Origin of the sequence: Pedobacter glucosidilyticus DSM 23534 (genome assembly GCF_000425145.1) — a bacterium.
Taxonomy (GTDB): Bacteria; Bacteroidota; Bacteroidia; order Sphingobacteriales; family Sphingobacteriaceae; genus Pseudopedobacter; species Pseudopedobacter glucosidilyticus.
Genome location: NZ_AULF01000029.1, coordinates 13,960 through 40,824 on the forward strand (window position 1 = coordinate 13,960; position 26,865 = coordinate 40,824).

Sequence of the window (26,865 nt, forward strand, 5' to 3'; positions counted from 1 at the left end):
AAAAAAGCAACCATGAAACAAATTAAAAAAATTTTAATGATTTGCCTGTTGATTTCCGGAGGAAGTCTTATGGCGCAACAAATCCAGTTAGGTGAGTTTAAACCTAAGGATACTTCTTTTGGTTTAGGAAAGCTGAAAGGTAAAGCTAAAAAGGTTTATATAGCAGCCTTTAATGTAAACTATCAGGTTTATAATGAAAAGCAGGATTTTAAACAAGGAGGTTCAACATTGGGCGGAGGGTTTAAAGGAGATGCTTTAGCTGAAATTTCTGTAGGATTAGATGGTCTTACCAACCAAGATGTTCAAAAAATTACCGATAAGCTTTATGCTGATTATGTGGCTCAATTAAAATCAAAAGGATTAACTATCGTAACCGCAGATGAAGCGGCAAAGACTAGTGTGTATGCTGATTTTGAGAAGCTTAAAGGTGGGGAAATCAGTTTAGCACAATTACCGGGTACACTATCAAGCGCACCAAGTGGATATGAGTATTTTGTTAAAAAGGTTGATAAATCTGGTAAAGTCAAAAGTGGAGGCTTTTTAGGTACAACTGCAACTTTATATCCAAAACTTTCTAGCGAGTTAGATGACGCTATTATTGCTGAGGTAAATATGTATGTTCTTTTTATAGAAAGTGCAAATGCCTTTAAAGGTAATGGTGCAAATATAAAGGTGCAAACCAACCTCAGGATATCTGGCCCCGAAGCTATAGAAATGACAAGCGATAATAAGGTGAAGTTTAAAGGACAGAATGAATATTTTATGGCTAGTAGCGGCGTAAATTTCTATCATGGCAAGATGGGAATGGGGGCAACTACTACATATTCTGGTTCACTAAGTAAATCATTAGAAATTAATGGTGTAATAGAGGATACTAAGCTTCAAAGCTTTGCTAACAGAAGCTACGGTACAGCCAATCAAACGGTTTACGGTACTTTCTTTACAGCGCAAAACAAATCTGCTAAAAATTCTAAAGTTGTAGAGGTTGACGGCGCAAAGTATTACGAAGGAGTTTACATGGCAGCAAAGAAATTTATGGATCATCATACTCAGGAGTTTCTTAAAGGATTTTAAGCAGTAAAAATTTTAGAAATGAAGGTGCTGTTTTATATACTCTTGGTAGTAACATTTGTGCTAAGCATGGTGATAAAAGAATCTCATGCACAGAAGCTTGATTATGCTAAAGTGGCTGATAGTCCGGAACAGACCATTAACCACATGCTTAATATTGCTCCTGTAGAGGGCTTTGTTTCTACCAGTAAATATGCAGCCAGTTCATTAATGTTGGGTATAAACGGAGTTTATGGTTTTAACCACAAGCTTGGTTTTGAGGGTTATGCAGGCATTCCTTACTTTACAACAAAAGGTATTAAAGGGTTAAGCTATGTCCAGGGAGGTGCATTTTTTAACTTTTCTACCAAAGAAAAAATGAGAGATACCAAAGTCATCTTAAATTATAAAAGAACTCTTGATGTAATCAGCAGTACAGAAACTTATACTTATTTAGCTATACCGGCAAAAGTTAAACATGTTTTGGGTTTAAGAGCTGGGATACAACATAACAGTAGTAGCTTAAGAACTGATGGAATTAAGATAGCACAAGCCGAAGCAGATTTTAAACTGACCGGTATATACGCCGGAATCCAATCAACATCAAGTCATCTGATTAAAACACAGCTTAAAGGAGAGCCACAGGCAGTACCAACAGGATCTATCTATAAATTATTTGCAGATGTGATGGTTTATCCGGTAAGCAAAATTGATAATGCGTTCTTGTCAGACCAAATCAGTAGCGGTAATCTAGGGGCAAGGGCAGGAGTAGTATGGGTACAAAATCCTTATGCTAAAAAGCACCAAACAAATGCTTACAATCCATTTTTGGGGCGTATGAATATGGCTTTAGAAATTGGAAACAGACCCATAGACGGTTTTTATTTTAAGGGTGGTGTTTATTGGGGCATAATTTATAGGTAACTGCACAAGCTTCATGGTTGAAGACGAAGCTTTTGCAGAGCTATCACCACCAGTGTATTCTGGTGGTGTTTCTAAAATTAAATAGAGATGAAAACTAAACAAGTAAACATTTTAATCATCTTGTCTTTGCTATGTACACTTACTGTAAAGACAGTTAAAGCACAAAATTTACCTCTTGTTTTGGGAGATAGTGTAGAAGTATATGGACCATTTCAGCAGGTTATTGTTGCAGGTGAAGTACTTAAAGTAAGAACCAAATTATTAAGACATTGGGGTACAACCTGTCAATACGATGTAGAGATTACCAATACCGGCAATAAATTGGTATCAGCAAGAACAGGCTTACTGATGAATAATACCAATAGTTTAAATATCAATACTTCTGTTAACTTAAATCTTAAACCCAATTATTATGTGATTTATAAATTGGAGGTAAGAGAATGTTTAAAAAGAAGAGAAAAAAATCCAATAATCAGTTGTATGACATGTCCTCCGGTACTAGGATTTTATCAAGCCTCATCAAAAAAATAAGATATGAAGAAGAACCTTTACCTTTTCCTAATTTTCATGCTATTATCTGTTATAACAGGATATGCACAGAGTTTTAAAGACCTTAAAAATAAAAAGAATAAGAATCCATTTACAGAGGGAAACATTAAGCTTTTTGTAAGATATACCCATTTGAAAGGGAAATTTACCGAACCTTTATCTGGACCTACTGTAAATGTTGCAACCAAAAGAGATCGTTTTCAGGCAAACCAGTTCAGATACAGATTTGAAAATCCTACACTTGGTGATGGTATTTTTACTATTGTAAGAGGATTTAAAAGGTTAAGTAACGATGAAAGTAGGGTTACAACCAATCGCTCTGAACTTACTTTGGCATCAGGCTTCGTAGGATGGCATCAGGCAAGTTATAATGTGCTGGCAAAAGATAGGCTTATTGTTAGTCCTGGCGTAAGTTTTGGCGATGTTTTGCTAGGTACAAAAAGAAGAACCAATACGCAATCTGGCTCTTTGGTAACAGACCCTGCCGGATATTATTTTTATGCTGGGCCTCATGTTTTGGTAAGTTATCTGGTTAATAAATCTATCTGGATTGATACTTATCTGAATTATGATATCACCTTTGTAAAAGTAGCAAATCCTAAAAATGATTATGTAGAAAATCCCGACTATGCTTTACCTACCTTATTTACCATTGGTGGAGATGTTTTTACTTCAAAAAGTAAATTGTATGGTGGGGCAAGATTAGTGAAAATGATGGATACTGGAGAAAATAAAGATTCTGGAACTCGCTTTGATCTTTCGTTGGGCTTTGTATTTTAAAATGAAATAATTTTTGTACAATAGTTTATTTTGTTGAAAGAGGAATGATAATATCTTCCTCTTTTTTTGTTTTAGGATAAAACTAAGTCCATAAATTAACGTTATTTATATGATGAATTACAATAAATTAACACCCGAAGAAGAATATATCATTTTACATAAAGGTACAGAAATGCCCTTTACCGGGGCATATACCAACCTAAAAGATGCTGGTACTTATGTTTGCAAAAGATGTAATTCCCCTTTGTATAAATCTGAAGATAAATTTGAGTCGCACTGCGGATGGCCAAGTTTTGATGATGAAATACCTGGTGCAGTTAAAAGGGTGATGGATAGAGATGGTAGAAGGGTAGAAATTGTTTGTGCAAATTGTGGCGGACATTTGGGGCATGTATTTGAAGGGGAGCGTTTTACACCAAAAAATACACGCCATTGTGTAAACTCTTTAAGTATGATTTTTGTTCCTAAAGAAGCTTAGATTTTTATTTTTAAACTAATTCTTCTATCTTCGGATAATTTCTAATTATCTGTTAATCAATAAGTATGAAAGTTTTACTTCTTTTAAGCACTTTTTTACTGATGAATTTTAGTATTTCATTCAGTAATGATAAAGAGAAAAATCTAGTACAAAAGCAGGTAAGAGCTACCTACTATGCCAGTAAATTTGTAGGTAGGAAAACCAGTAGCGGACAAGTTTATACTCATGATAAATTCACTGCTGCACATAAAACTTTGCCTTTTGGCACTGAGGTTACGGTTGTAAATCCAAAAAACGGAAAATCAGTTATTGTTGTGGTTAATGATAGGGGACCATTTGGTAAAGGCTTAGCTATCGATTTATCTCAATCTGCTGCCAGAGAAATTGGTATTATGGGGCAAGGGATAGCTACTGTTGAAATTTCATACTCGCTTCCAGAGGTTGAATAGAAATTTACCATTCATCATGATTTTACAAAATTTTACATACTTTTTAGGTGTACTCACTTTTTTAGGGGCCTGTTCTCCAAAAGTTACGCAAAGTGGAAAAGCATCATACTATGCCGATAAATTTGATGGCAGAAAAACAGCAAGCGGCGAAGTATTTAGAAATCATAAACTAACAGCTGCTCATAAAACTTTACCTTTCGGTACAAAAGTTAAAGTAACCAATCTAAATAACGGAAAGACTGTGAAGGTAAGAGTTAATGATAGAGGACCTTTTGTTGCAGGTCGCATCATTGATCTCTCTAAACAGGCGGCTAAAAAGATAGCCATAGATAAAGTAGGTGTGGCCAGGGTGACAATTTCTTACAAAAAGAAAAAGTAAAAAACTGTTGAGATAACGTATGTATAGCCTATAGTTTATAAAGCTATCAAACTCTAATAAATCAAAAAATATTTCCATTCGCAAAACACGAATGGAAATACTATAATAATTTACTTCTTTATAAGAATTTTGGTTGCTATGTTTTGATTACCACTAAATTGAATCAAATAGCTAGCTGGTGCTAAATCTCTTAAGTCAAGAAGTATTTCTGTAGCTGGTGCTGTTAATGCTTTTTTCAGTATCACTTTACCGTTCATATCCATCAAAGCCATAATTGTGAATTTTCCAGCGTTAAAAGTAATATTTACTATATCTGAACTTGGGTTAGGATAGATATTAAAGCTAATTTCGTTGCTTAAATTGATATTTACGGTTACAATACCTAGTTCTTTTCTAGTACCATCTACATCCATTTGTAGCAATTTGTAGTAATTAACGCCACTTTTAGGTTTGTTATCCAGATAGCTATAGAAATTACGCTCAGTGGTATTTCTTTTGCCATCTAGGGTAGTTAAGGTTTCAAAATTTAATCCATCGGTTGATCTTGCAATTTCGAAGTATTTATTACTTTGTTCAGAAAAAGTATCCCAGGTTAATAGTACTGTTCCATCTGTTTGTGCTTTGGCTGCAAATTCATTTAACGAAACAGGTAAAACTGTCTCTACTATGATGTCAAAACTATCTGTTATTGTACCTCCATTACCATCATTTGCAGTAACATCAATAGTGATAGTACCCACATCGCCATTTAATGGTGTGCCAGAAAAAGTTCTTGTTGCAGCATTAAAACTTAACCAGGCTGGTAAAACACCACCACCGTTTAATTGAGCTGTATAAGTTAGGGTAGTACCTGCATCAATATCTGTAAAGGTATTAGGAGCAAATTGAAAATTAAACGCAGAATTTTGAGTCGCATTTTGATTAGGAATGGCGTTTGCTATAGTAGGAGCATCATTTACATTACTTACCGTTATGTTGAAATTATCGGTAACAGTTCCACCATTGCCATCATTTGCAATGACATCTATACTTATGGTACCCACATTTGCATTTAATGGTGTGCCAGAGAAACTTCTGGTTGAAGCATTAAAACTTAACCAAGTTGGTAAAGCGCCACCACCTGTTAACTGTGTGGTATAAGTTAATATTGTACCTGCATCAATATCAGCAAAAGTATTGGTTGCAAATTGAAAACTGAATAGTTGGTCTTCGGTAGCGTTTTGATTGGGAATTGCGTTTGCTACGGTTGGCGCATCATTAATATTAGCTATAATTATGCTAAAATTATCGGTAACAGTTCCACCGTTGTTGTCATCAGCTGTTACATCTATACTTATGGTACCCACATTTGCATTTAATGGTGTACCAGAAAAAGTTCTTGTTGCAGCATTAAAACTTAGCCAAGATGGTAATGCACCGCCACCTACTAATTGTGCAGTATAAGTTAATACATTTCCTGCGTCAGCATCTGTAAAACTATTAAGCGCAAATTGAAAATTAAACGCAGAATTTTGAGTCGCATTTTGATTAGGAATGGCGTTAGCTATAGTAGGAGCATCATTTACATTATTAATCGTAATGGTAAATGCTTTTTCATAAGTTAAGCCTCCTTGGTCGGTTGTTCTAATTCTTACCGAATAGCTACTTTTTGACTCAAAGTTAGGGCTATTATTGATTCTTAAACTGCTTCCACTGATGTTGAAGCTTGCATTATCAGTACTTCCTGTACCAGCAACTAAAGTGTAGGTAAAGGTGTCACCAGCATCTGGATCTGTACTTGAAAAAGAACCTATTACTGAGTTGGCAGCTACATTTTCGTTGATAGCTGTTGCTGATAAAGTAATATCAGTAGGGGATTCATTTACATTATTAATGGTAATGGTAAAAGCTTTTTCATAAGTTAAGCCCCCTTGGTCGGTTGTTCTAATTCTTACCGAATAGCTACTTTTTGACTCAAAGTTAGGGCTATTATTGATTCTTAAACTGCTTCCACTGATGTTGAAACTTGCATTATCAGTATCTCCTGTACCAGCAACTAAAGTGTAGGTAAAAGTATTACCTGCATCTACATCGATGGTGGATAATAATCCAACTGTTGAGTTTGCAACAACATTTTCATTGATACTATTTGAGGATATAGTAATGTCTGTTGGTGCATCATTGATTGGCGTAATATTTATTCCGATTGTTCCAATAACGATAGTATTTCCGCCACCAATGCCGGTATTTCCATTATCATTAATAGATACAATTACTGAGCCTACCGCAATGCCACTAAGATTAGCATTAGGTCTAAAGTAAATATTTGACGGTATGTTTATGTAGTTATTAAGGTTTTGAATTGTACCGCGGGCTGTTAATTGATTGGTAAGATGACCAGTTAAGCTAATTCCTGTACCAGCGGCTACATCAAAAATACCATCTGTTGATGTTAAAATTAAAGTCAATTCTCCACTTCCTGCATCAACATCATTGATGGTTGCAGCTGAAATATCAAAATGATCATTGTTTGAATCTTCTTGGACAGTAACAGTGGTTGGTAGACCAGTAATGGTTGGCGCTTCATTAACATTATTAATCGTAATGGTAAACGCCTTTTCATAAGTTAAACCTCCTTGGTCGGTTGTTCTAATTCTTACCGAATAGCTACTTTTTGATTCAAAGTTAGGGCTATTACTAATTCTTAAACTATTTCCGCTGATGTTGAAGCTAGCATTATCAGTACTTCCTGTACCAGCTACTAAAGTATAGGTAAAAGTATTACCCGCATCTGCATCTGTGGTGGATAATAATCCAACTGTTGAGTTTGCTGCTACATTTTCATTGATACTATTTGAGGATAAAGTAATGTCTGTTGGGGCATTATTAACAGGTACTGTAACTACCGCTCCATAGGTGAAGTTATCTATGGCAAGATATAAATCTGCTCCCTGAATTCTAATTTCATCTACATCATAAAAATCAGGATCAGCGTTAAATAGAGATACCCCATTAAAAATTATGCTTTTTGCCGACCCAACTGGTACACCATTTTTAAAACCTTGAATAGTTCCAGAAGCTGAACTAAGTCCGTCTCTATTTCGTAAGAAAATACTTACAAATTGAAATTCTGATCCACCATCTTTAGTGATAGTCCATCGGGTAAGTCCACCTACATCTAAATTTCCATCTACTAAAGCATAAGAGTTGTTTAAACCTGCACTACTGTTAAAGCCAATATTATAAGAAGGGTTCGCTATTGTGGCTGCAAATGTAAATCCACCTATTGAAATAGACTTAATTGCTCCAATAGATGGTGGGTTTTCAAAATCAATAATAGTTTGACCGATTGCCTGTTGAAGAAAAAATGAAATTAAAAAGATTGATAGAAGTTTTTTCATGAGATAATAATTTAAGAATGAAAAATGAAGACGTTTTATTAATTATATGGATTTATCCCTAATGTTTAAGTAAACCTTTTTTCTAATGGCAAACTATTTTATACTTTGAATTTTATTAAAAATTTATTTTTTGAATAACCCAAAAATCTTTTAAAATTATGATTTTTACGTTAAAAATCTGTTAAAAATTAAAAATTAACAGTTTGGTTTTAAATAAAACTTAAAAAGTATTTGTTGATTAATATAAGTTTTGATTAGGTAATTTTGGTATTGTTAAGTATGGTTTAAAGTATATGGTTTAATACATCTTCTGTTTACAATTTTAAACCATCTTCAAATATTAAAGTCTTAGAATTTTAACCTCTTATTAAACCTAAACACATAACCAATTCATGATGAAGTACAAGTTCTTAATTTTAATTTTTAGTATAGTAAATTATACTTTTGGACAGTCAAAAAATGAAAGCGGAAATATTAGCATTACCTCAAACAAAACGGCAACAAAAGTAAGTATTCAGGATAATGGAGAGCTTTTGGTTAACGTTTCTCCTCAAGATTTACAGAAAATTAAAAGTAAGGCATTTGTTAGTTATAGTGATTTTGGTGCAGTAGGAGATGGGAAAACAGATGATATAGATGCCATAGCGGCAACTCATGCTTTTGCTAATCAATACCAAATTCCTGTTAAAGTTGATGGTAAATCAAAATATTATATCAGTGGTAAAGGGCGTACTGCTATTATCCAAACAAATACTGATTTTGGTGATGCCTCTTTTATGATTGATGATACCCAGGTACAAAACCGTAATCTTCCTGTGTTTATGGTGAGTTCAACTTTAAAATCCTTTAAATTAAAGGGGATAACCTCTCTTCAAAAAAATCAAGAGAAAATAGATGTTAGTTTAAACGGACCTCATTTGGTTACGGTAAGCAATGCTACGGTAAAGCAATACATTCGTTTTGGTGCAAACCAAAATAGTGGAAAAGCACAAACCGATATTTTTATAGTAGATAAGCATGGTTATGTAGATGCTAAAGCGCCTATCATTTGGGATTTTAATACCATTACAGATATGACAGCTTTACCAATGGATAGCACTACATTGACTTTAAAAGGGGGACATTTTACGACCATGGCTAACAAAGAAAACTCAAAATATAGCTATTATAGTAGAGGGATTTCGATAAGACGTTCTAACGTTGTGGTAGAAGGTTTAGAGCATCGTATTATTGGTGAAGGCGAAACCGGAGCGCCTTACGGCGGATTTATCAACATTGGCGATTGTGCAAATGTGACTGTAAAAAATACCCTGCTTACAGGTCATAAAGTTTATAAAACCATTGGCGCTGCAGGCGTTCCGGTATCTATGGGTACCTATGATCTTTCTGTTAACAAAGCTCTAAATGTATCTTTTATCAACTGCAGTCAAACCAATGATATTAATGATAGTAATTATTGGGGTATACTAGGTTCTAACTATTCTAAAAATTTATTGTACGATGGTTGTTCTTTCTCAAGATTTGATGCGCACATGGGTGTAGCTAATGCAACCATCAGAAATTCTAAATTAGGGCACCAAGGTATTAATGCTATTGGGAGTGGCAAGTTTATAGTAGAAAATTCAACTATTTATTCAAGGCATTTAATCAACCTACGCCCTGATTATGGCAGTACTTGGGAAGGCGAGTTTATCATTCGTAATTGCACTTTTGCACCCTCAAACGTTAAAATGGCTAGTCTTATTGGAGGGTCTTATTCTGGTCAGCATGATTTTGGATATACTTGTTATATGCCAGAAAAAATCACGATAGAAAACTTACGTATTGATGATACAAAGTCTCCATTAGATTATGAAGGACCTGCAATTTTTGCAAATTTTAATCCCAAGATGAAAGATGAATCCTATCAGGAAAAATTTCCTTATGTGAAAACCAAAGAAGTTAATATCAAAAACCTCAATATTTTAAGCGGAAAACCTTTAAGAGTAAGTGATAATACTTTTATGTTTAAAGATGTTAAAGTAAACAAGCAATAGTTGTTTAATAATCCAACTTCAAAAGAAAAAATTCTATTAACAAAAAAATGAATTTATGAGTTTTTTAGTCTCTTAGGCCAATATTATGCTTGCCGAATAACACAAGAACATCCTTTTGTACTATAATGGTTGATTGATTACGCCTTGCTGGTGCTTTCTGAATTTTGGTGCTTTTATTGATATTGCCCTGCTAAAGCTTTTTTAAATGCTTTCTAAAATCTATTTGATTTTTGCTTATTAACGGAATAGTTTTAAATATTGCTCAAACGCAAATATTCTATTTCGCTTAAAACCTGTTAGTTCTAATAATATTCCAAGTTTTACAAAGTCATTTAATAATCTTGAAACGGTGGGTATACTTACATTTACCTCATTAGAAATACTTTGCATATCTGTGATAGGCTGACTATACAAATATTGTAGCACATTTTTGGCCAGTATTTGCTTTTTACCTAATGAAATAATTTTAGTTTCTACTGAAGCTCGTAAAGCGATAATTTCTTTAAAAGTTTGAATTGAGTTTTCAGCAGTTACACGCATGCCTTCTAGAAAAAATTTAAGCCATTGCACTAAATCATTTTTAGTTCTTACCATGGTTAAATTGTCGTAGTAGTGCTCTTTATTTTTTTCTAGGAAGTCGGATAAATAGAGGGTTGGTTTCACCAGTAAACCTGAATTTACTAGATAGAGTGTTATTAAAAGTCTGCCTATTCTACCATTACCATCCAAAAATGGATGAATGGTTTCAAACTGATAATGCAAGATGGCTATTTTTATTAAATGAGGGAGATTACTGTTTTCGCTATGAATAAATTGCTCTAAATCTGACATATATTCTAATACACCATCTTGATGAGGTGGAATAAATTTAGCGTCGGCTAGGCTATTTCCTCCTATCCAGTTTTGACTTATGCGAAACTCTCCAGGTTGCTTATGTTTTCCTCTAACTCCTTGCAGTATTATTTTATGAGTATTTTTTAATAATCGATTGCTTAAAGGTAAACTATTCAAGTTATTAATGGCAGTATTCATAGCTTGTACATAGTTTTGGACTTCTTGCCAATCATCTTTTTTTTCGGGGTTAATGTATTCTTCTTTTTGCAGCGCTTCGTCTATATTGGTTTGAGTACCTTCTATACGACTGCTTTTTGTACCTTCTTTAAAGACATGCATTTTTATAAAAAAATCAACATCAGGTATTAATTGGCTAAAAGCATTCAGTTCTCCCAGTTTTTGATCAGCTTGGCTTAATAATAATGCTACATCATCATTATCTAAATGCCATTGGGTATCAATTAATGTTGGTTCAAAACTTTTGTATTTAAACCTTTGTACTAATTTTCCTGACCTGAAACCACTAATATTCATTGAATGTTAAATTCTGTTGCCAAATGCAAATATAAGATTTTATATTTTCATTTACATAGATATATGAAAATATGTGTTTTTATATTTTCAGATAAATCCATTTTAAAGATGATGAATTCGATATTATTTCAATTTTATAACCTGTAATACTATAGTGCGTTTTTCCTAGGGGATTATATAAGATATATTAAGGAAAAAAGCGAAGTCAAAGTGTTATTATACTTAAACTCCGCTTAGATGATATGTTGAGTGATCATGATTAACAGCTGTGGCTAAATCTCGATCTCATTTTTTTAATAAAGGGTTACTTTAAATTTAATGTCCACCTTCGGCTTCTATTTTATTGACATCAAAACCTTGCTTTTTTAATTCGTTAGATACTTTCCAAGCGAAGAAAAGTAAGTATACAAAACACAATACCGGAACAATGTAAGAGAAATGTATTCCGCTACCATCCGCTAAAATACCTTGCACTGGAGGAATAATTGCTCCTCCTAATATCATCATGATTAAAAAAGAAGAACCTTGACTAGTATATTTTCCTAAACCTGTTATCGCTAAAGAAAAAATACATGGCCACATAATAGAGCAACACAAGCCTCCGCTTATAAAAGCATAAATGGCTATTTTACCTTCGCTTAGTAAACCAATTACCATTGCAATAACACCTAGAGCCGAGAATATGGCTAACGTTTTGGCTGGCTTTTCTTGTCCGTAAAAGAAAGCAGCAATCAATACCAGAACAAATACTGCATAAATGTACATTTGGCTAATATCTGTACCCGAAATATGATTGAAAAATAATATTATACCAAAAGCAATAAAGGGTACAACAATGGTTAATATCCGTTTGGCAGTTAAACTGAGTTTGAAAGCGCTTACGGCACCTGTCCAACGACCAATCATTAAACTACCCCAATACAATGAAATAAAAGGAGAAATTGAGGCATCGTTATAACCTCCAAACTCGGGTAGTACTAATAGAGCTCCCATATTACTTTGAATGCTTACTTCTACCCCAACATAAGTAAAGATAGCTAGCATCCCTAAAACTAACTGTGGATATTTCATGGCTCCCCATCCTTCTGGGCTTTTTTTAGCTGCTGATGAAGCTAATACTAAAGTAAAAACTATAATAACTAATGATGTATATACAAATATGGGTGTAGATATACTAGTTAAAGCTTCTAATGAATCTGAGAACAATATCAATAAGAAAGCAATAAACATTATCAACAAAGGAAGATTGGTCTTTTTGCTGGCTTCAATTTGTTCATCGCTGGTAACCTTAGGTAGTTTTGATACAGAGAAGAATATTGCTACCGCGATAAATAAGCCTGCTAAGATGTAGTATAGATTATTGATGGCGCCAATTTCTACTGCTTTAGGACTCGCATTTGCAGCACTACCAAAAAGTACTAAACTTACGATGATTGGCCCTAAGATAGAACCAAAATTATTAACTCCTCCTGCTAAGTTTAATCTATCAGCTCCGGTTTCGGGGGTTCCTAAGGCCACAGCAAAAGGGTTTGCTGCAGTTTGTTGTAATGAAAAACCAATGGCAATAATGAAAAAAGTAGTAAGTATAAAGGCAAAAGAACCTGAATTAACTGCAGGAATCATTAATAATGCGCCAATAGCTGAAATGACTAAGCCATAAATGATTCCATTTTTGAAACCAATTTTATTTAATAAATCCACCTTCAAAATTTGAGAAGCATAGTACAAGATTAGCGACCCTATAAAGTAACCTCCATAAAAAGTAAAGTCAATTAATTGAGATTCAAATTGGGTTAAATTAAAATGGGTCTTACAAAATGGAATAAATATACCATTTGATGCGGCTACAAAACCCCAGAAAAAAAATACTGTTATAAGGGTGTATAGGGCCGAATTATAATTCTTTTGTTCGCTCATACTTGTTATTTGTAGTTTATAATTATGTTTTTATAAGTCGTTTTATTCTAAATTACGCTATTTTACTTTTAATACTGGGTTAATTTTTATTGGCCCACAAATTAGCTGCGCCCAATAAAGCCGCTACCTCGTTTAGTTTTGAAAGATGAATACTTGTGTTCATATTTGATTGGTTAAGGTGATTCATCATTTCACCTTTAAATAAATGAAAAGCGTTTGCAATATTACCTCCAATGATAATTACTTCGGGATTATCTATTTTGATAAATTCTTCAATAAACAAAGCCAGATTAAGTCCAAATTCTTTAAAGATTGACTTTGCAAATTCATCGGTCTCATAAATTTCAGCTAACGCTTTAACATCTTTTATGGATAAGCCGCTCAATTCTTGATACTTATTTACAAACCACCTAGTAGAAATATAATCTTCGGCAATAGAATTTTTGAAAGGCATGCACCATAAATTAGCATCATCGCCAACACCATCATAGTAACGGGCTGTTCCTAAACCTGTTCCTAATGTTAATCCAATAACATGGTTAAATCCTTTTGCCGAACCTGCATAAACTTCACCTTGTAAAAAGCAACCAGCATCGTTCATCATTTTTATTTGTGAAGTTGTTATTCCTAATTTATGGGCAAGCATTTCCTTCACATTCAAACCATAAAGCGAATTAAATTTAGATACATTATTAATTTTTGAAATACCTTTTTCATAATCAAAAGGACCAGGCATAGCAATACCAAAATGTTGAACTTCATCTTCGTAGCCCTTGAGGGTTCTGATAATACAACTACTCCAGTTATCAATAATTTCTTCTGGAGTGCCCTGCGGGTTTACTCTTTCTCTGATTAAGGTTTCCTGAAGAAGGCTTTGTTGCGTAATGTTTACAAGCGCTGTGGTTATATGAGAACCACCAACATCTGCACTCATCACGATATGGGATGTACTTTCCATTTGGTTAAAAATCAAAAAGACAATTTTATAATTTAGGTTTTTAGAGCAATGTTTAATAGAACATAAGCTCTAACTGTATGCAAGATTGAAATTAATATTAAATAATAAGCATGAAAACGATAATTACTTTACTATTTTAATTTTTTTCCAGCATTTTTTAGAATCTGATCAAAATAAGTCATCGCCAGCCCTATGGTTCCATCTGGTTTAATCAGCCAAAGGCCTTTTAAATCTGCTTCATTTCTGGTAAACTGAGGTTGCATAATTTTTTTATCTGTTGCATTCTCATTACAGTAAAGCTCCCATTGCACCAGATACTTAACATTTAGTGCTAAGCATACTGCTAAATAATTATCCCAAGAATCTTTAACTTCTTGAGGTTTTCTTTTAGTTAACATTTCTGGGATACCAATTTCTCCTAAAAATACAGTTGGCTGCTTTATGTAAGCAGTAGGTTTCATTTGCTCTTTTAAAAATGATACTCCTTTGTATAACCTCGTACCAGTAGGGTCAGGCGCTGTTGCATCATAAGCAGACCAAGCAACCATATCTGTTTCAACAAAAGGTAATACATGTGTAGCCAAGCTCGGAATACCATTCATAGCCTCCATTACCTTGTTAACTTCTATAGCATGATAAACCTTACATTTTGTATTCTTTACCTCAGAGCGAGCTTTGTTTACTCCGTCTTGTCTTGCTTTAAAGATATTTTGCATACTCTTTATCCTTTGGTCAAGATTTGCTGGTAAATTATCTTTATCCCATTTTATTTTCGCTGAAACACCACCCCTAAGAATCCAATCGCCCTCCCAATTCTGAAATACAAAACTTACTGATCTATCTTTATATTTTTTTAAGAAATATTTAGCTAGCTCATAATACTCTTGCTCTTCAATTTTTAGCTCCTCTTCTTTAGCATTGATCATGTTTTTAACAGATCCTTTTGTACTTAAAATGAAAGTAGAGAATGGTAAATTAAATGCTTGTTGGTAATATGGATGTTCTGCTAATTGAGTTAAACTAAACTCAGCAGGTAAATTCCAATTAGAATTGTATTGATATCCTTTAGGATCTTTATAAAACCATAGCTTACAAACGCCAAAACCTAAACTATCTAATTTTTTTGCCCCCTCTACCAAAAAGGGTTCTGTAGTATGAAAGTATTTACCTCCAACGTGGGTTGCGCCTATCCTATGTTTAATATCTTCTGGGATTAATGCACCTTTTAAGGGTTTATTTTTTTCAATAATACTTAAAATAGCTGCATCACTTAGTTTCGCTTTGTCTTGAGCTATTGCGTTGCAAGTTAAAAAACAGCAATACAGGGCTAATATTTTCTTTGTAAATCCGGTCATCTTAATTAGTTGAAGCAATTTTAATATTATTTGTGTTTTGGATGTTATAGCCATCCACCGCAATTTCTACCTCTTTATTTTGATTTGGATACTCAACTTTAATTTTACGACTTTCGCCAGGTAATAAATTAAAATATCCATCAGAGAAATAAGCAGGTAAGATAATCTCTTTAGTCTGGTAATCTTTAAGATTTAACTTGATAGCAATTGCCGGAACTGATGATTTATTAGTGATGTTAAAATAAGTTTCTGAAGATTCTGCCTTCTTAGTACTTGTAACGTTAATTCCTAGTTTTGCGCTTTCTAAATCGTTAAAAGCCAGAAAATTGCCAACATTTTTATTGTTTTTCCAGTAATCATTATCAGATATAATATTACCATTTTTATCTTTTAAAATTAATCTAACCAAGTAATTGTTTGGTAAATCAGCTGGTAATGTAGCTTTAAATGCTTTATTTAATTGATTACTTAAGATATTTAAATCTGCTTTTTGTGTAAAGATTGATTTACCTTTTAAGTCAAATACCTCTAAAGTTACTACCGCATTTTGTATAGATCTTAAAGATGTATTTACAACTACAACCTGATTATCATTTAAATTCATTTGAACATGTATAGGTTCACAAGCTTTTTGAGAGGCAAAGTAAGACCCAAAAGTTTCAAAATCCCATGAATAAACTTGCCAAATCATACTTGGCCATGCTGGATGAGTCATCCAAAGTAATAAACCGCTAGTGTTATTCCATAATTTACTATTCCAAGCTTCAAACATATATCTGTGGCTATCGTAATTCACCATTTGCGCTTTTTTAGTGAAATCTTCTAAACTTGCAGAAGGTCCATACAGTGAATCAATTGTTTTAAGATATGGTTTTTGCCCGAAATGTAAATCGTGATAGTACCATACATCACTAATAGGCCAAACATCTTCTTTTGCCATCATTTTACGCATAGAAGCTGCTGTAGGAATAGACGGAGTCCCTAATTCGGTACTAAATCCATCAGCAATTTTGTTAAAATAAATCATGGGATGTTTCTGAAAATCCCATGGGCCGCTATTTCTTAAATTTAGCGATCTTGAGTTCCCTTGATATAAACGAGTTCCGTCTTCTTGAGCTATTAAAGTAGCCAATTTTAAATCTAATTCTTTAGGAGCATAACCTTCGTTTCTTGGACACCAAATAGCAATGGAGGCGTGGTTTCTATAACGTTTAACCACATCAATGGCATTATCCATAAACAAATTTTCATCCGATACATCTAGGTTATAACCTTGAGTAGAGATCCAGAAGTCGTTCCACACTAACATTCCATATTCATCACATAAATCAAAGAATACTTCTTCTGTACTTTCACCAGTCCAGTTTCTAATCATGTTAAAATTAGCGTCTTTGTGTAGCTTAAAAGCAGGTTCTAACTGTGCTCTAGACACTCTCTTCATGGCATCATCCATCCCCCAGTTTCCACCTTTGCAATAAATTTTTTGCCCGTTTACCTTTAATACTAAAAATGGAGCTGTACTAGTTTCAGAGCTTGGTTGTAAAAGGTTTGGGTTTACGTTTGGCAATAAAGAAGGAATAGAAACTCGTCTAACTAATTCTCTTCTATTAGCATTATCAAAAATGGGTTGACCCGATTTAAAGGCGGTAATAGGATTCAATTCAACTCTTTTTGCTGGTTCTGATGGCATATCAACCGTTAAATCATAAGTATATTCTCTTACTCCAAACCGAACTGATTTTTCATCAGAAATTTTGCCGTTAATGGCAACAGTTAAGTTTAATTGATATAACTCTGGCTTACCATAACCATTTGGCCACCACAAACGTGGGTTCTTCATTTTTAATTGTGGAAATTGATCTGGTGAAAAAGAAACTTTTTTAGTTTCATCAGCTTTTAATTCAAGCTCTTGCGAGAATTTTATTTCTCCGATTTTACCGGTTATAACAACTTTTTGGTTCGTTTTTGATTGGTTTACAAGCTCCGTACTGATAAAAACATTAGCTTTTGTAGTATCAGGAAGTGGTAAATCTGTTACGATGTGAGGGTTTAAAATAGTTACCTCATCAACTAATTTAAGTCTTACATCTTGCCAAATACCAATATTTCTATCTCTAATACCTGGCATCCAATCCCAACCTTCTGATGCAATAAAAGTAGGACCATCTAAAGTTAAAAGACCTCCGTTTGGACCACGACCAGCTGTAGGAGATTCTTCATGAGGAATACCAGGGTTTTGCGGTGGAATAATTCTTACTGCAATTGCATTTTCTCCAGTAGTTTTTAAATATTTGGTAATATCATAGCTTCCTGTTTTAAAAGCACCATTAATTTTTCCCAATAACTTACCGTTTATCCAAATATCGGCTTGATAATTAATGCCATTAAAAACCAATAAAACCTTCTTTTTATTGCTTAGGTCTGGAGTTTTAAAAGTAGTTCTGTACCACCAATTTTGTCTTGATAAATCTTCCGGAATAGCCAAGTTGTTTAAACCAAAGTAAGGGTCTGGATAAACACCTTGATTCACTAAGGTTGTTAAAACAGTACCAGGTACGGTTGCATTATACCATTTTGGTGTACTTAAACTTGGGTTAGAAACATACTCGCCAGAACCATTAATTTCTGATGCCTGTATCATTTCCCAACCACCTGTAATTTCAAACTCGTTATGGTTTAAGGGTTTTAAAACAGTAACCGCATTTATTTTATCTTTCTTTTGAGGAAAAACAATAGGCACCTTAGATTTAGGGAGCGTTGCAGGATCTTGTGGCTGAGACAAACCATAATTTATTTTGTCTTGAGCTACTGCAACCGAAAAAGCAAACATTAAACAACTAGAAATAGTTGTTTTTTTTAATTTAAAAAAGTTGTCTTTTAACATGGTGTTTGGGGAAATTATATTAAAAACTTTAGAGAGACACTGTTTCAGTCCTCTTTAAAAACATCAATAAGGTTTAATTTTTAGGTTATATACTAATCAAAATTTGCATCACATAAAATGATTGACATTGTCTTGAAAAGTCGTTCTTTTAAATCCAGACCGACTTTTGTTTTAGATAAAATTTTAATGCTGTGCTCCCGGAGCCTCTGTTTTTTCTCTCTTGAGATATGAGGGAAATTGTGCTGCTGGCGAACCAAACTCATATCTTAGAATACTTTGACCTCCTCTATCGGGATTTAGCGGAATAAACATGCCTCCTGTTTCTGTTAATTGCTTAAACAGCTCGGTATTCATCTCTTTCACAATTGATTTGTATTTGGGATTTCTAATGAGGTTTTTAGTCTCTAATGGGTCATCAATCAAATCGTATAACTCATCAGTATCCCAAATTCCGGTATAGTGTATATACTTATAACGCTCACCTCTTAGCGCATGAATGGTAGGTGTTTGAGGGTAATTGCGTTCCCAGTAATACTCATACAATAAACCATTTCTCCAAGGTTGATCTTCTCCTTTTAAGAAAGGTAAAAAGCTTTTTCCATCCATATAGCTAGGGGATTTTAAACCAGCTGCTTCTAAAAAAGTAGATGCTACATCAATATTTGCAACTACTTGTTTTACCACAGTTCCTGGTTTAATCATTTCTGGACAATAAGCCAGCATGGGCACTCGCATAGATGCTTCGTAAGCTACACGTTTATCAATAAGTCCGTGTTCGCCAAATTGGAATCCATTATCTCCCATATAAATAATTAGGGTAGACTCTAGTAAATTCTGCTTCTTTAAATATTCGATTACTCTACCAACAGACTCATCTACACTATAAAGCGTTTCTGCATATCTTTTATAATACTCTCCAATATTTAAGTTGCTGTGATATGGATATTCTACACCATGCCAAGAATTACGTTGATTTTGTAACCACATGGGTGCACCTTGGTGTGTGCCAACATTCATGTTAAGCGGTGGATTAAAGGCTAAATCGCCAGACATTCCTTTGTACTTATCCTCTGGAATAAAATCTGCATGCACTCCTTTATGCGATAAATAAAGCATAAAAGGCTTTTTAGCATCTCTTTTATCTAAAAATTCTAAAGCATAATCGGTTAACTCTGTAGTAATATATCCTTTTTGTTTAACACGATTACCATTTACATTTAATCCATTTTTTTCTGGTAAATAAGAACCTTGTCCTTTAAAGGAAACCCAATAATCAAAACCTCTTTGCGGGCCATCAAATTCTCCGCCCATGTGCCACTTACCAATCATTGCAGTTTGATAACCTATTTTTTGTAAATACTGAGGATAAAAAACTAAGTCTTTAGATACCGGGTTGTTATTGTCTACTACTTTATGTTTATGTGCGTAAATACCAGTTAAAATTGATGCTCTGGATGGCGAACATAACGAGGTGGTAACAAATGCATTAGGCAAATAAGCACCATTTGAAGCAAGAAAATCAAGATGAGGAGTTTTAATAAATGATTGAGCTTTTAAAAATCCTAAAGCATCAAAGCGATGATCATCTGTTAAAATAAAAACAATATTTCTTGGTTTTACTCCCGAGTTTTTAATCAGTTTTAATGAGCCATCCTTTTGTTGTACAGCTGCAGATTGCCCGTTTACAATTTTGAACTGAATAATTAATAAGGCAATGTAAAACAGTTTAATTCTTAAGTGTTTCATATTTTTCGTTTAAAAATTTTCTATCATTTGATATTTAAATGAATAGAATAACTGAATAATAGGTTACTATTTTAATTTATAATGGGCTTTAGAAAATGCAGAGACTAAATGTTTATAATTTTTGATCTTAATTTTCTATCATAAAATTCTTCACTCAATCATTTTAATAAGAACAATTTTACGTTTATCCTCAAGTGAATGATTGTACTATAGTATCTAAAAGTTATATATGAGTCCTAAAACTATAATCCTTAAGTAACTACATCATGAACTTTAATTCCCAATCAGAAAGGGTTAAGCAAAGGCATAAATAAATATCTTAGTAGAGGATAAGTTACTGTTTAACAATCATCAATTTGATTGAGGACTATATTATGCTTACTTAAGTTTAGAAATATTTTATACAAACCAGATTCTAATTAAAAGCGGCATTAAAAGTCCTTCTCTAATGGAAAAATACAATTGCCCTCAAAATTTTTAAAAATATCTAACCAATTCTTTCTGTTTCAGGTCTTAAGGATGAAATCTCATATTAGTTCTTAAATTATTCTCTTTTTCAGTGGTCCAGTATTTACAGTCCAATTGTATAAATACCGAAGAATAGGGTATTACCTCATCTGTTTTTAAAACAAGCACCTTAAACAATTTTGAAGCTTTATCTATATTCACAAAAACAGAGTCATGCAGCATGCTTTGGGGCTGATACTTCCCAATACTTTTTAATAAGGCAGCTCGGTAATCACCTATATTTTCAACTTGTTCTTTGCTAATATAGTTGAGCTCTTTATCTGTATAGATTAGAGGTTTTACATGGGATGAACTATCTATTTGACTTAAAGTATAATCAAGTACTTTTAGCAAGTCTTGGTGGGTATCAATGGTAACAATACCGGTAGAATTTTGCAAGGGAAAAGCTTTATCAACAATTAAAATCCAATTTCTATGGCCGTATTCTGAAAGCTTCTTTTTAAATTCTAATTTCCATGATTCAGAAGTTGATTCCTCTATTTTTGAAGCTTCATTTTTACAAGCAATAGCGCAACTAATTATCAGTAAAAGGGCTAATAAATATTTTAACGTTCTCATCAAATTATAAATTAATTTCTTTTTGCTCACCAGCTTTCAATATAGTGGGCTTTACTTTCGTTGATATATTGCCTAAACTGAATTTTGAGAATGAAAGCGTACCATTTAAAACAGTTAATACCGCTTTTTTATTCTCTACTTTACAAGTACCCCAAGCATACCCATTACTCCAAAAATAATTCCCAGGAGTTGAGGTGAATGAAATACTGCCTTTTACTCCAGAGTACTGAAAACCGCTTAGCGCTAGAATTGAGGCCCAGCTAGCCATGGCTCTACCATAGTGGTGACCACATTCTGGCTCATCGTAAGGATTTCTTTTTCTTCCGTCAAATCTATCTCTGATACTCGTAATACATTTTAGTGCATTATCCATTTGGCCTTCATACATCATCCCAACAGCAGCAGTATATTCAAAACCGGTCATAGATTCAGCAAAATAAGGGAAAGGAACTTTTTCTCGTCCGTTTGGCCAGCTCGCCATAATCAGTCCGCTTTCATTGCCCATTACGAAGGAGCGCATATTGTTGAATGTAGAAGAGAAATCTGCCACATAATTATATTTCATAATTGATTTTAGCGTGGTATCGATATTCTCCTTTTGAGCTAGGTAACCCAATCCACAGATATGTGCCATGTATTGTCCAACTAACTGATCAACCAGACAGCCTTTACCCAACTGAAAGTTCGGATTTTTCATTTTATTGATATCTATTTTACCTCCGCCTCTTAGTCCTGGAAAAATGTCAGTTGTAGGTAGTTGAATTTTATGGATGTAATATTCTCCATTGAAAAGGTTTGCATCTGTCCATGCGCTTCCTTTTTTAAACAGCATATTACACTTTTTGGCAAAGGCATCATCTTTTAAAAATTTAGCCATTTCTTCCGCAGCCCTTAGTGCTCCTAAATACCAAAATTGCATTTGTGGGTTTGGTCCATAATACTCAACATCCATGGTATTATGCTGGCATCCTTCCATCACACCATCTACATCACCATCCCATCCACCTTTTACCCAAGCAAAAGCTAAGGCATTTTTTACCTTAGGCCAATTAGCTTTCAAAAATTGGTTATCACCCGATAACTGCCATTCTCTATAAAACTTCATGATGGTACCCATTTGCCCATCGGCAGCGGCTATTGAGCCTTTAGATGCTTCTGATAAGGGTAAATCTGCCCTAAAAGCCATAAAACCATTATCTCTAGAGGCATAATTAAATTCTACATCCCTCATAGTTTTTGCCAATTCACCATAAAGGAAAGGAGTTGCTACTTCATAGTTCCATACATGGGTACAGGAACCTTTACAAGAACCAAATTCATCCATCACACCTTCCCATGCCATCATGTGTCCATCTTTTATCCTAAATACAGTTTGAGAACGTAGCGTACTGAGGTTAAAAAGTGCTGCTTCTTTTACAACTAAGGGTAAGGAAGAATTGATAAATGCATTTAAAAAGAGCTTTGTCTTTTGCTTTAAAGTAGGGATTTGTGGGATAACTTTTTCTGCCACATCCCAAGCATTTGCATATTTGGTGCTGTAATAATTACCTACAACGGTTTTTGACCATGCAAATCTATTGGGGAAATTCCAAGTGATATAAAACTGAAAGGTTTCGGTACTGTTGGGTGCTATCTCTTTTTTAACCGCCAGAGATGCCATAGGATCATTATCATTTAATTTGATTTTGTCGGTTAGTTCGCCATCTACGCTAAAATCGTCCCAGAAATCTAGAGTAGAAAGCCCCACCCAGCCGTCGGCTAAAGAAGATCTACGGTAACTTACTCCAGATTTTTCATCGGTTAGCAAACCAATGGTACCAAAAGCAGGATCAGCTTTATTTACACTGTCAGAGTACATATAAATACCGCTAAACTTTCCATTGTCTTTAAAAGTATTTTGGTTTTGTTTTGCACCATCAGGAATAAAGTCTCCTTTCCAATCACGATGATAATTGCTGCCATCTCTTCCCACAAAATTGCGCATAGACCCACAAACAGAAACTGTCATAGGCTTTGATGTTAAGTTTGTAACCTGATAGGTAAGTACAGCAATTGGAAGTCCGCTTGCATCTGCATCTCCAGGAACTAAAGGGTTAAACCCGATGATTTTAACTTTTAATGGCAAATTAGGGTCTGATAAGTTAACCATCCCTACAGGATAAGAAGCATCAAAACTCGCATTTGCAAATCTTGGGAAACCATGCTGATTAACGGGCCTGCCTTCGTAATGCTGATATTCAGTATCAGCAAAAGGGCCAATGAGCGCTCTAGTGACAGGTTTTTCACCGGCAGGCTGCATAAAAATAGCAAAGAAAGGAGCGTTGTTTCCGGCAGTTACAGTGCTGTAGCCAATCCCAGGCTTATTCATGATCTGCCAATCACGCAGCTCTCCACGTCCTCCTAAAGAAACCGTACCAGTACCAATACCACCTAAAGGAAGTGCAATATTTAGGAGGTGATTTTGGTCGTAATGCTTTAAAATAGGCCAGTCGTCTTTATCTTGAGCCCTAAGTTGTAGACCGTAAAAAATTATGAATAGTGATACAAGACTCTTTATGTTCATTTGATTATATATCATTGGTTTCTAATAGTCCATTAATTTATCAGACCATTGGTAGTTTGTAACTAGTTTCTGTAAGTTTAAAATCAAGATTCAGTCATGCTGGCCTTTTTCCCATCGGCGCAGATGATACGATATTCAAGGAGCTTAAAAAACTAGTCTGAATTTCTTTTCCTTATGTTGCCTTTGTCTATGTTTAGTAGATAAGTTTTGAAATATTTTAAGCTTATTAACAATCTTATTTCTTCTAATTTCTAAATGAACAACAGGCTTAATTACTTAATTATAGAAACTAATTATCCTTTAAAGAAGGAGGTTTTTAAAATCAAATTTATTCATATAAGGTGTTTCAAAAACAACTAAAGTGAAGCTAATACTTCAATTGCTTTAGTCCTAAACTGTTCTGAAGTTGGATAGGCATTATTCTTTTGCTTTTCTTCCTTTAGATAATTATTCATTTGTTGATAAAAACTCTGATGCAAATGGTACAACCTTGTTTTTTCCCCTTGTTCATTAATCAATGACATCTGCTTAGACGCTTTGGTAACATCATCATACTCGTTATTATACATTTGCCAATGCAGTGCAAAAGGTATATTTAGCTCAAATGATATTTTCATGATTTCTTTGCTTTCATCAAATTGTTGTTGGAAAGTAGCAGGTCTTGATGCGTCAGCCTGATAACCGTATTCTCCTATAAATACTCTTCTAGAAAATGGGAGTGCAGATTTAGGTTGAAGTTTTGATTCTAAATAATTAAAAATAGCAGTTAAGTCGGTCTTTTTTCTAGCATAGCTTTTATCCTTGATAGCTTCATAACTAGAATATGATATTAAATCTACATTTACCTGAGGTATAACCGATTGTGCAACGCAAGGTTGACCATTCATGCCTTTCTCAACCAAATTAGCCTCTATATAATGATACATATAAACATTTTGTGATGTGCTTGCTGCCTTTGCATCATCAATAGCTTTTTGTCTTATCTGAAACCACTTAGCCATATTGTTTAAAACAGCCGGAGATGGTGTTACATTACGGTCGTAATTAGGAATTAATAACCAATCACCTTCCCAGTTTCCAATTAAAAATGTTTTTCCTGAATTGTTGTACCTATTAAGGATATAGGTGGCAAAATTGTACATTTCATCATATAAAATTTTCTCATTTGCTCGCGTAATAGTGCTTTTCCAGTCAACATTTGTTAAAGTATGAACCCAAAAGAAAATGTATTTGAAATCCAAATCACATGCTATTTTGTAGGCTGCATTATTTGCAAAAAGATCTAATGTAGTTTTACTAGCAATTGTCTCTCTGATTCCGTAAGTTTCAGGAGAGTTTTTACCCAAAGAAATTTTAAGAATGTTAGAGCCCATCTCTCTCACTTTTTGAGCTTGCTCTATTAAGCCATTACTGTTTGTTAATTTATAACTTCCTGAAATAGCATGGGTACCTAGTATGAAATTATAAGGCTCACGTTCAACAAATAAATCTTTAAGAATTACTTTTTTTTCTTCCTCAGTGCCAATTTTCTTGCATGAGAATAATACCATCGTTACTGCTAACATTACTGTTGCAAGTAATTGTGTGCTATTGTTAATGAGATAATTTCGTTTCATTAAGTTTAATTTTAATTAATAATCAGGCTGTTATGAAAGTAAGAGAATCATTATTTCAGAAACTTTTGGTTAATGATTTCACTTTCTGTGTTATAGCTTAAAATATGTATTCCGTTTTGAAGTGTAGCAGGTAAAGAAAACGTATTGTAGCCTTTATTTACTTCAACAAAGGTTTCTGCTAATTTTCTTCCTGAGATATCAAAAAGCTGCAATTTACCTTTTGTTTTATTTGCTGATGAAAGTGTGATTTTTACATCTGACGGATTTGCGTAAACAGAAAGCTGTGAGGCGGCAATTTTTGAATTTACAGAAATCACCTCTGATTCAGATGTTTTACCATCAAAATCATGTTGTATTAATTTGTAATAATTAGTTCCGGCAAATGGGTTGTCATCTACTAAACTATAGTTTTTTACGCTTGTGCTATTGCCAGCACCGTCAACTTTAGCTACTGCCGTAAATTTTTTACCATCTGCAGAACGCAATACTTCAAAGTAATCATTATCTTGCTCAGAAGCAGTTTCCCAGTTTAATAAAACATTTTTATCAACCGCTTTAGCACTGAAAGAGGTTAGACTTATGGGTAAAGTGGTAGGTAATGAGGTGATAGTTATATCATCAAAGTCAAAAGTTCCAGCTAACGTTTGACCAGGTATGGTAAATTTAAAACTTGATAGAGTGGATGCTGTTGCAGAAGCAGTCGCCTCATTTACTTCTAAATTATTACCAACCCAAATATCAAATCTATCGTCGCCAACGGTTGCTATTGTTGAACCATCAGGAGCAATATATGATTTTGAAGCACCAGAATTGTTCGCAACAAGAGTAATGGTTTGAGTTCCAGTGTAAAGTGTTCCCACTGGTGTTGTGGCCCCATTACCTGATACAAACCAACTATTTACTGTAGTTGATGAGTGTGTTATTGCTATTCTGCTATGAAAATTTGTTCCAACAACAGCATCTCCTGTTATTGTGCTTCCAATTAAAAAATTCACATTGGGTGAAGTTTGAAAAAGGCTAGCATTTGAAACTGTATAGTTAAATTTACATTGAACTAAGTCTATGTTGGCACTTCCAAATCCGCTGGTACGAATCGCATAAAAAGGATTATTACTAGCAGACCCCGCTGTTGTCTTAACTACTCTTAATGCATTATTGGTTATTGATGGGGTAGAAGTAGTGGTATTACCACTAAATATAGCTGTAAATTTGTTAGCTGCTGAACCATCAGCATAATCTGTTAGCGTACTTGATGCACTAAAATCCTGACTAAATAAGGTTGTTTGTGCATTAGCTTTTATTCCGAAATAGAATACAAGTGCAGAGATAAGTAAAGTTTTTTTCATT

General features: G+C 34.0%; 19 protein-coding genes. 8 read left to right on the forward strand and 11 right to left on the reverse strand.

Annotated elements, in window-relative coordinates; all coding sequences use genetic code 11:
* The first annotated feature begins 12 nt into the window (after positions 1 to 12).
* From H510_RS0109825 to H510_RS0109855, 7 genes are all read left to right on the forward strand, one after another.
* Positions 13 to 1,074, forward strand: a complete 1,062-nt coding sequence (locus H510_RS0109825; RefSeq protein WP_155977920.1) for a hypothetical protein — start codon at positions 13 to 15, stop codon at positions 1,072 to 1,074.
* Between the two features lie 18 nt (positions 1,075 to 1,092).
* Positions 1,093 to 1,974: a hypothetical protein gene (locus tag H510_RS0109830; protein ID WP_155977922.1), complete on the forward strand. Its 882-nt coding sequence runs from the start codon at positions 1,093 to 1,095 to the stop codon at positions 1,972 to 1,974.
* A gap of 87 nt (positions 1,975 to 2,061) precedes the next feature.
* Positions 2,062 to 2,505 carry a hypothetical protein gene (locus H510_RS0109835; RefSeq protein ID WP_026904171.1) on the forward strand — a complete coding sequence of 148 codons (444 nt, stop codon included), beginning with the start codon at positions 2,062 to 2,064 and terminating at the stop codon, positions 2,503 to 2,505.
* 3 nt (positions 2,506 to 2,508) lie between these two features.
* Positions 2,509 to 3,303 carry a hypothetical protein gene (locus H510_RS0109840; RefSeq protein ID WP_155977924.1) on the forward strand — a complete coding sequence of 265 codons (795 nt, stop codon included), beginning with the start codon at positions 2,509 to 2,511 and terminating at the stop codon, positions 3,301 to 3,303.
* A 109-nt stretch (positions 3,304 to 3,412) separates the two neighbouring features.
* Complete coding sequence (locus tag H510_RS0109845) at positions 3,413 to 3,781, forward strand: methionine-R-sulfoxide reductase (protein WP_245584815.1); 369 nt, start codon at positions 3,413 to 3,415, stop codon at positions 3,779 to 3,781.
* 65 nt (positions 3,782 to 3,846) lie between these two features.
* Positions 3,847 to 4,230: a septal ring lytic transglycosylase RlpA family protein gene (locus H510_RS0109850; RefSeq protein ID WP_026904174.1), complete on the forward strand. Its 384-nt coding sequence runs from the start codon at positions 3,847 to 3,849 to the stop codon at positions 4,228 to 4,230.
* Positions 4,231 to 4,246: 16 nt separating this feature from the next.
* A complete protein-coding gene (locus H510_RS0109855; RefSeq protein ID WP_036692507.1) occupies positions 4,247 to 4,609 on the forward strand; it encodes a septal ring lytic transglycosylase RlpA family protein in 363 nt (120 codons plus the stop codon).
* 110 nt (positions 4,610 to 4,719) lie between these two features.
* Here the strand turns inward: H510_RS0109855 and H510_RS19600 are convergent, their stop codons facing one another.
* A complete protein-coding gene (locus H510_RS19600) occupies positions 4,720 to 7,989 on the reverse strand; it encodes a putative Ig domain-containing protein (RefSeq protein ID WP_051291139.1) in 3,270 nt (1,089 codons plus the stop codon).
* Positions 7,990 to 8,381: 392 nt separating this feature from the next.
* Here H510_RS19600 and H510_RS0109865 point away from each other — a divergent pair, with 392 nt between their 5' ends.
* Positions 8,382 to 10,025, forward strand: a complete 1,644-nt coding sequence (locus H510_RS0109865; protein ID WP_211226567.1) for a hypothetical protein — start codon at positions 8,382 to 8,384, stop codon at positions 10,023 to 10,025.
* Positions 10,026 to 10,262: 237 nt separating this feature from the next.
* On the opposite strand, the gene H510_RS0109870 is transcribed toward H510_RS0109865, so the two are convergent.
* From H510_RS0109870 to H510_RS0109915, 10 genes are all read right to left on the reverse strand, one after another.
* Positions 10,263 to 11,393 carry a Fic family protein gene (locus H510_RS0109870; protein ID WP_026904177.1) on the reverse strand — a complete coding sequence of 377 codons (1,131 nt, stop codon included), beginning with the start codon at positions 11,391 to 11,393 and terminating at the stop codon, positions 10,263 to 10,265.
* 315 nt (positions 11,394 to 11,708) lie between these two features.
* Entirely contained in the window at positions 11,709 to 13,310 is a 1,602-nt protein-coding gene (locus H510_RS0109875; protein ID WP_036692508.1) for an MFS transporter, read from the reverse strand.
* 79 nt (positions 13,311 to 13,389) lie between these two features.
* Positions 13,390 to 14,268, reverse strand: a complete 879-nt coding sequence (locus tag H510_RS0109880; RefSeq protein WP_026904179.1) for an ROK family protein — start codon at positions 14,266 to 14,268, stop codon at positions 13,390 to 13,392.
* 131 nt (positions 14,269 to 14,399) lie between these two features.
* The gene (locus tag H510_RS0109885) at positions 14,400 to 15,623 is read right to left on the reverse strand and encodes a hypothetical protein (RefSeq protein ID WP_036692511.1); all 1,224 of its coding nucleotides are present in this window, start codon (positions 15,621 to 15,623) and stop codon (positions 14,400 to 14,402) included.
* Between the two features lies 1 nt (position 15,624).
* The gene (locus H510_RS0109890) at positions 15,625 to 18,507 is read right to left on the reverse strand and encodes a glycoside hydrolase family 2 protein (protein ID WP_155977926.1); all 2,883 of its coding nucleotides are present in this window, start codon (positions 18,505 to 18,507) and stop codon (positions 15,625 to 15,627) included.
* 183 nt (positions 18,508 to 18,690) lie between these two features.
* Positions 18,691 to 20,253 carry a sulfatase family protein gene (locus H510_RS18630; protein WP_036692514.1) on the reverse strand — a complete coding sequence of 521 codons (1,563 nt, stop codon included), beginning with the start codon at positions 20,251 to 20,253 and terminating at the stop codon, positions 18,691 to 18,693.
* Between the two features lie 513 nt (positions 20,254 to 20,766).
* Positions 20,767 to 21,339, reverse strand: coding sequence for an RbsD/FucU domain-containing protein (locus H510_RS0109900; protein WP_026904182.1), 573 nt, complete (start codon positions 21,337 to 21,339; stop codon positions 20,767 to 20,769).
* A gap of 4 nt (positions 21,340 to 21,343) precedes the next feature.
* Positions 21,344 to 23,902 (reverse strand): GH116 family glycosyl-hydrolase, encoded by a 2,559-nt coding sequence (locus H510_RS0109905; RefSeq protein WP_026904183.1) that lies wholly within the window; start codon positions 23,900 to 23,902, stop codon positions 21,344 to 21,346.
* A gap of 356 nt (positions 23,903 to 24,258) precedes the next feature.
* Positions 24,259 to 25,518 carry a hypothetical protein gene (locus H510_RS0109910; protein WP_155977928.1) on the reverse strand — a complete coding sequence of 420 codons (1,260 nt, stop codon included), beginning with the start codon at positions 25,516 to 25,518 and terminating at the stop codon, positions 24,259 to 24,261.
* A 50-nt stretch (positions 25,519 to 25,568) separates the two neighbouring features.
* Positions 25,569 to 26,864, reverse strand: a complete 1,296-nt coding sequence (locus H510_RS0109915; RefSeq protein WP_026904185.1) for a T9SS type A sorting domain-containing protein — start codon at positions 26,862 to 26,864, stop codon at positions 25,569 to 25,571.
* Position 26,865 lies beyond the last annotated feature (1 nt).

Coding starts and splice junctions, on each gene's coding strand:
- H510_RS0109850 (WP_026904174.1), top strand. CDS start 3,847: ATGAAAGTTTTACTTCTTTTAAGCACTTTTTTACTGATGAATTTTAGT.
- H510_RS0109835 (WP_026904171.1), top strand. CDS start 2,062: ATGAAAACTAAACAAGTAAACATTTTAATCATCTTGTCTTTGCTATGT.
- H510_RS0109865 (WP_211226567.1), top strand. CDS start 8,382: ATGATGAAGTACAAGTTCTTAATTTTAATTTTTAGTATAGTAAATTAT.
- H510_RS0109915 (WP_026904185.1), bottom strand. CDS start 26,864: ATGAAAAAAACTTTACTTATCTCTGCACTTGTATTCTATTTCGGAATA.
- H510_RS0109885 (WP_036692511.1), bottom strand. CDS start 15,623: ATGACCGGATTTACAAAGAAAATATTAGCCCTGTATTGCTGTTTTTTA.
- H510_RS0109825 (WP_155977920.1), top strand. CDS start 13: ATGAAACAAATTAAAAAAATTTTAATGATTTGCCTGTTGATTTCCGGA.
- H510_RS0109905 (WP_026904183.1), bottom strand. CDS start 23,902: ATGAACATAAAGAGTCTTGTATCACTATTCATAATTTTTTACGGTCTA.
- H510_RS0109910 (WP_155977928.1), bottom strand. CDS start 25,518: ATGAAACGAAATTATCTCATTAACAATAGCACACAATTACTTGCAACA.
- H510_RS0109855 (WP_036692507.1), top strand. CDS start 4,247: ATGATTTTACAAAATTTTACATACTTTTTAGGTGTACTCACTTTTTTA.
- H510_RS19600 (WP_051291139.1), bottom strand. CDS start 7,989: ATGAAAAAACTTCTATCAATCTTTTTAATTTCATTTTTTCTTCAACAG.
- H510_RS0109880 (WP_026904179.1), bottom strand. CDS start 14,268: ATGGAAAGTACATCCCATATCGTGATGAGTGCAGATGTTGGTGGTTCT.
- H510_RS0109840 (WP_155977924.1), top strand. CDS start 2,509: ATGAAGAAGAACCTTTACCTTTTCCTAATTTTCATGCTATTATCTGTT.
- H510_RS0109830 (WP_155977922.1), top strand. CDS start 1,093: ATGAAGGTGCTGTTTTATATACTCTTGGTAGTAACATTTGTGCTAAGC.
- H510_RS0109845 (WP_245584815.1), top strand. CDS start 3,413: ATGATGAATTACAATAAATTAACACCCGAAGAAGAATATATCATTTTA.
- H510_RS0109900 (WP_026904182.1), bottom strand. CDS start 21,339: ATGAGAACGTTAAAATATTTATTAGCCCTTTTACTGATAATTAGTTGC.
- H510_RS0109875 (WP_036692508.1), bottom strand. CDS start 13,310: ATGAGCGAACAAAAGAATTATAATTCGGCCCTATACACCCTTATAACA.
- H510_RS0109890 (WP_155977926.1), bottom strand. CDS start 18,507: ATGTTAAAAGACAACTTTTTTAAATTAAAAAAAACAACTATTTCTAGT.
- H510_RS18630 (WP_036692514.1), bottom strand. CDS start 20,253: ATGAAACACTTAAGAATTAAACTGTTTTACATTGCCTTATTAATTATT.
- H510_RS0109870 (WP_026904177.1), bottom strand. CDS start 11,393: ATGAATATTAGTGGTTTCAGGTCAGGAAAATTAGTACAAAGGTTTAAA.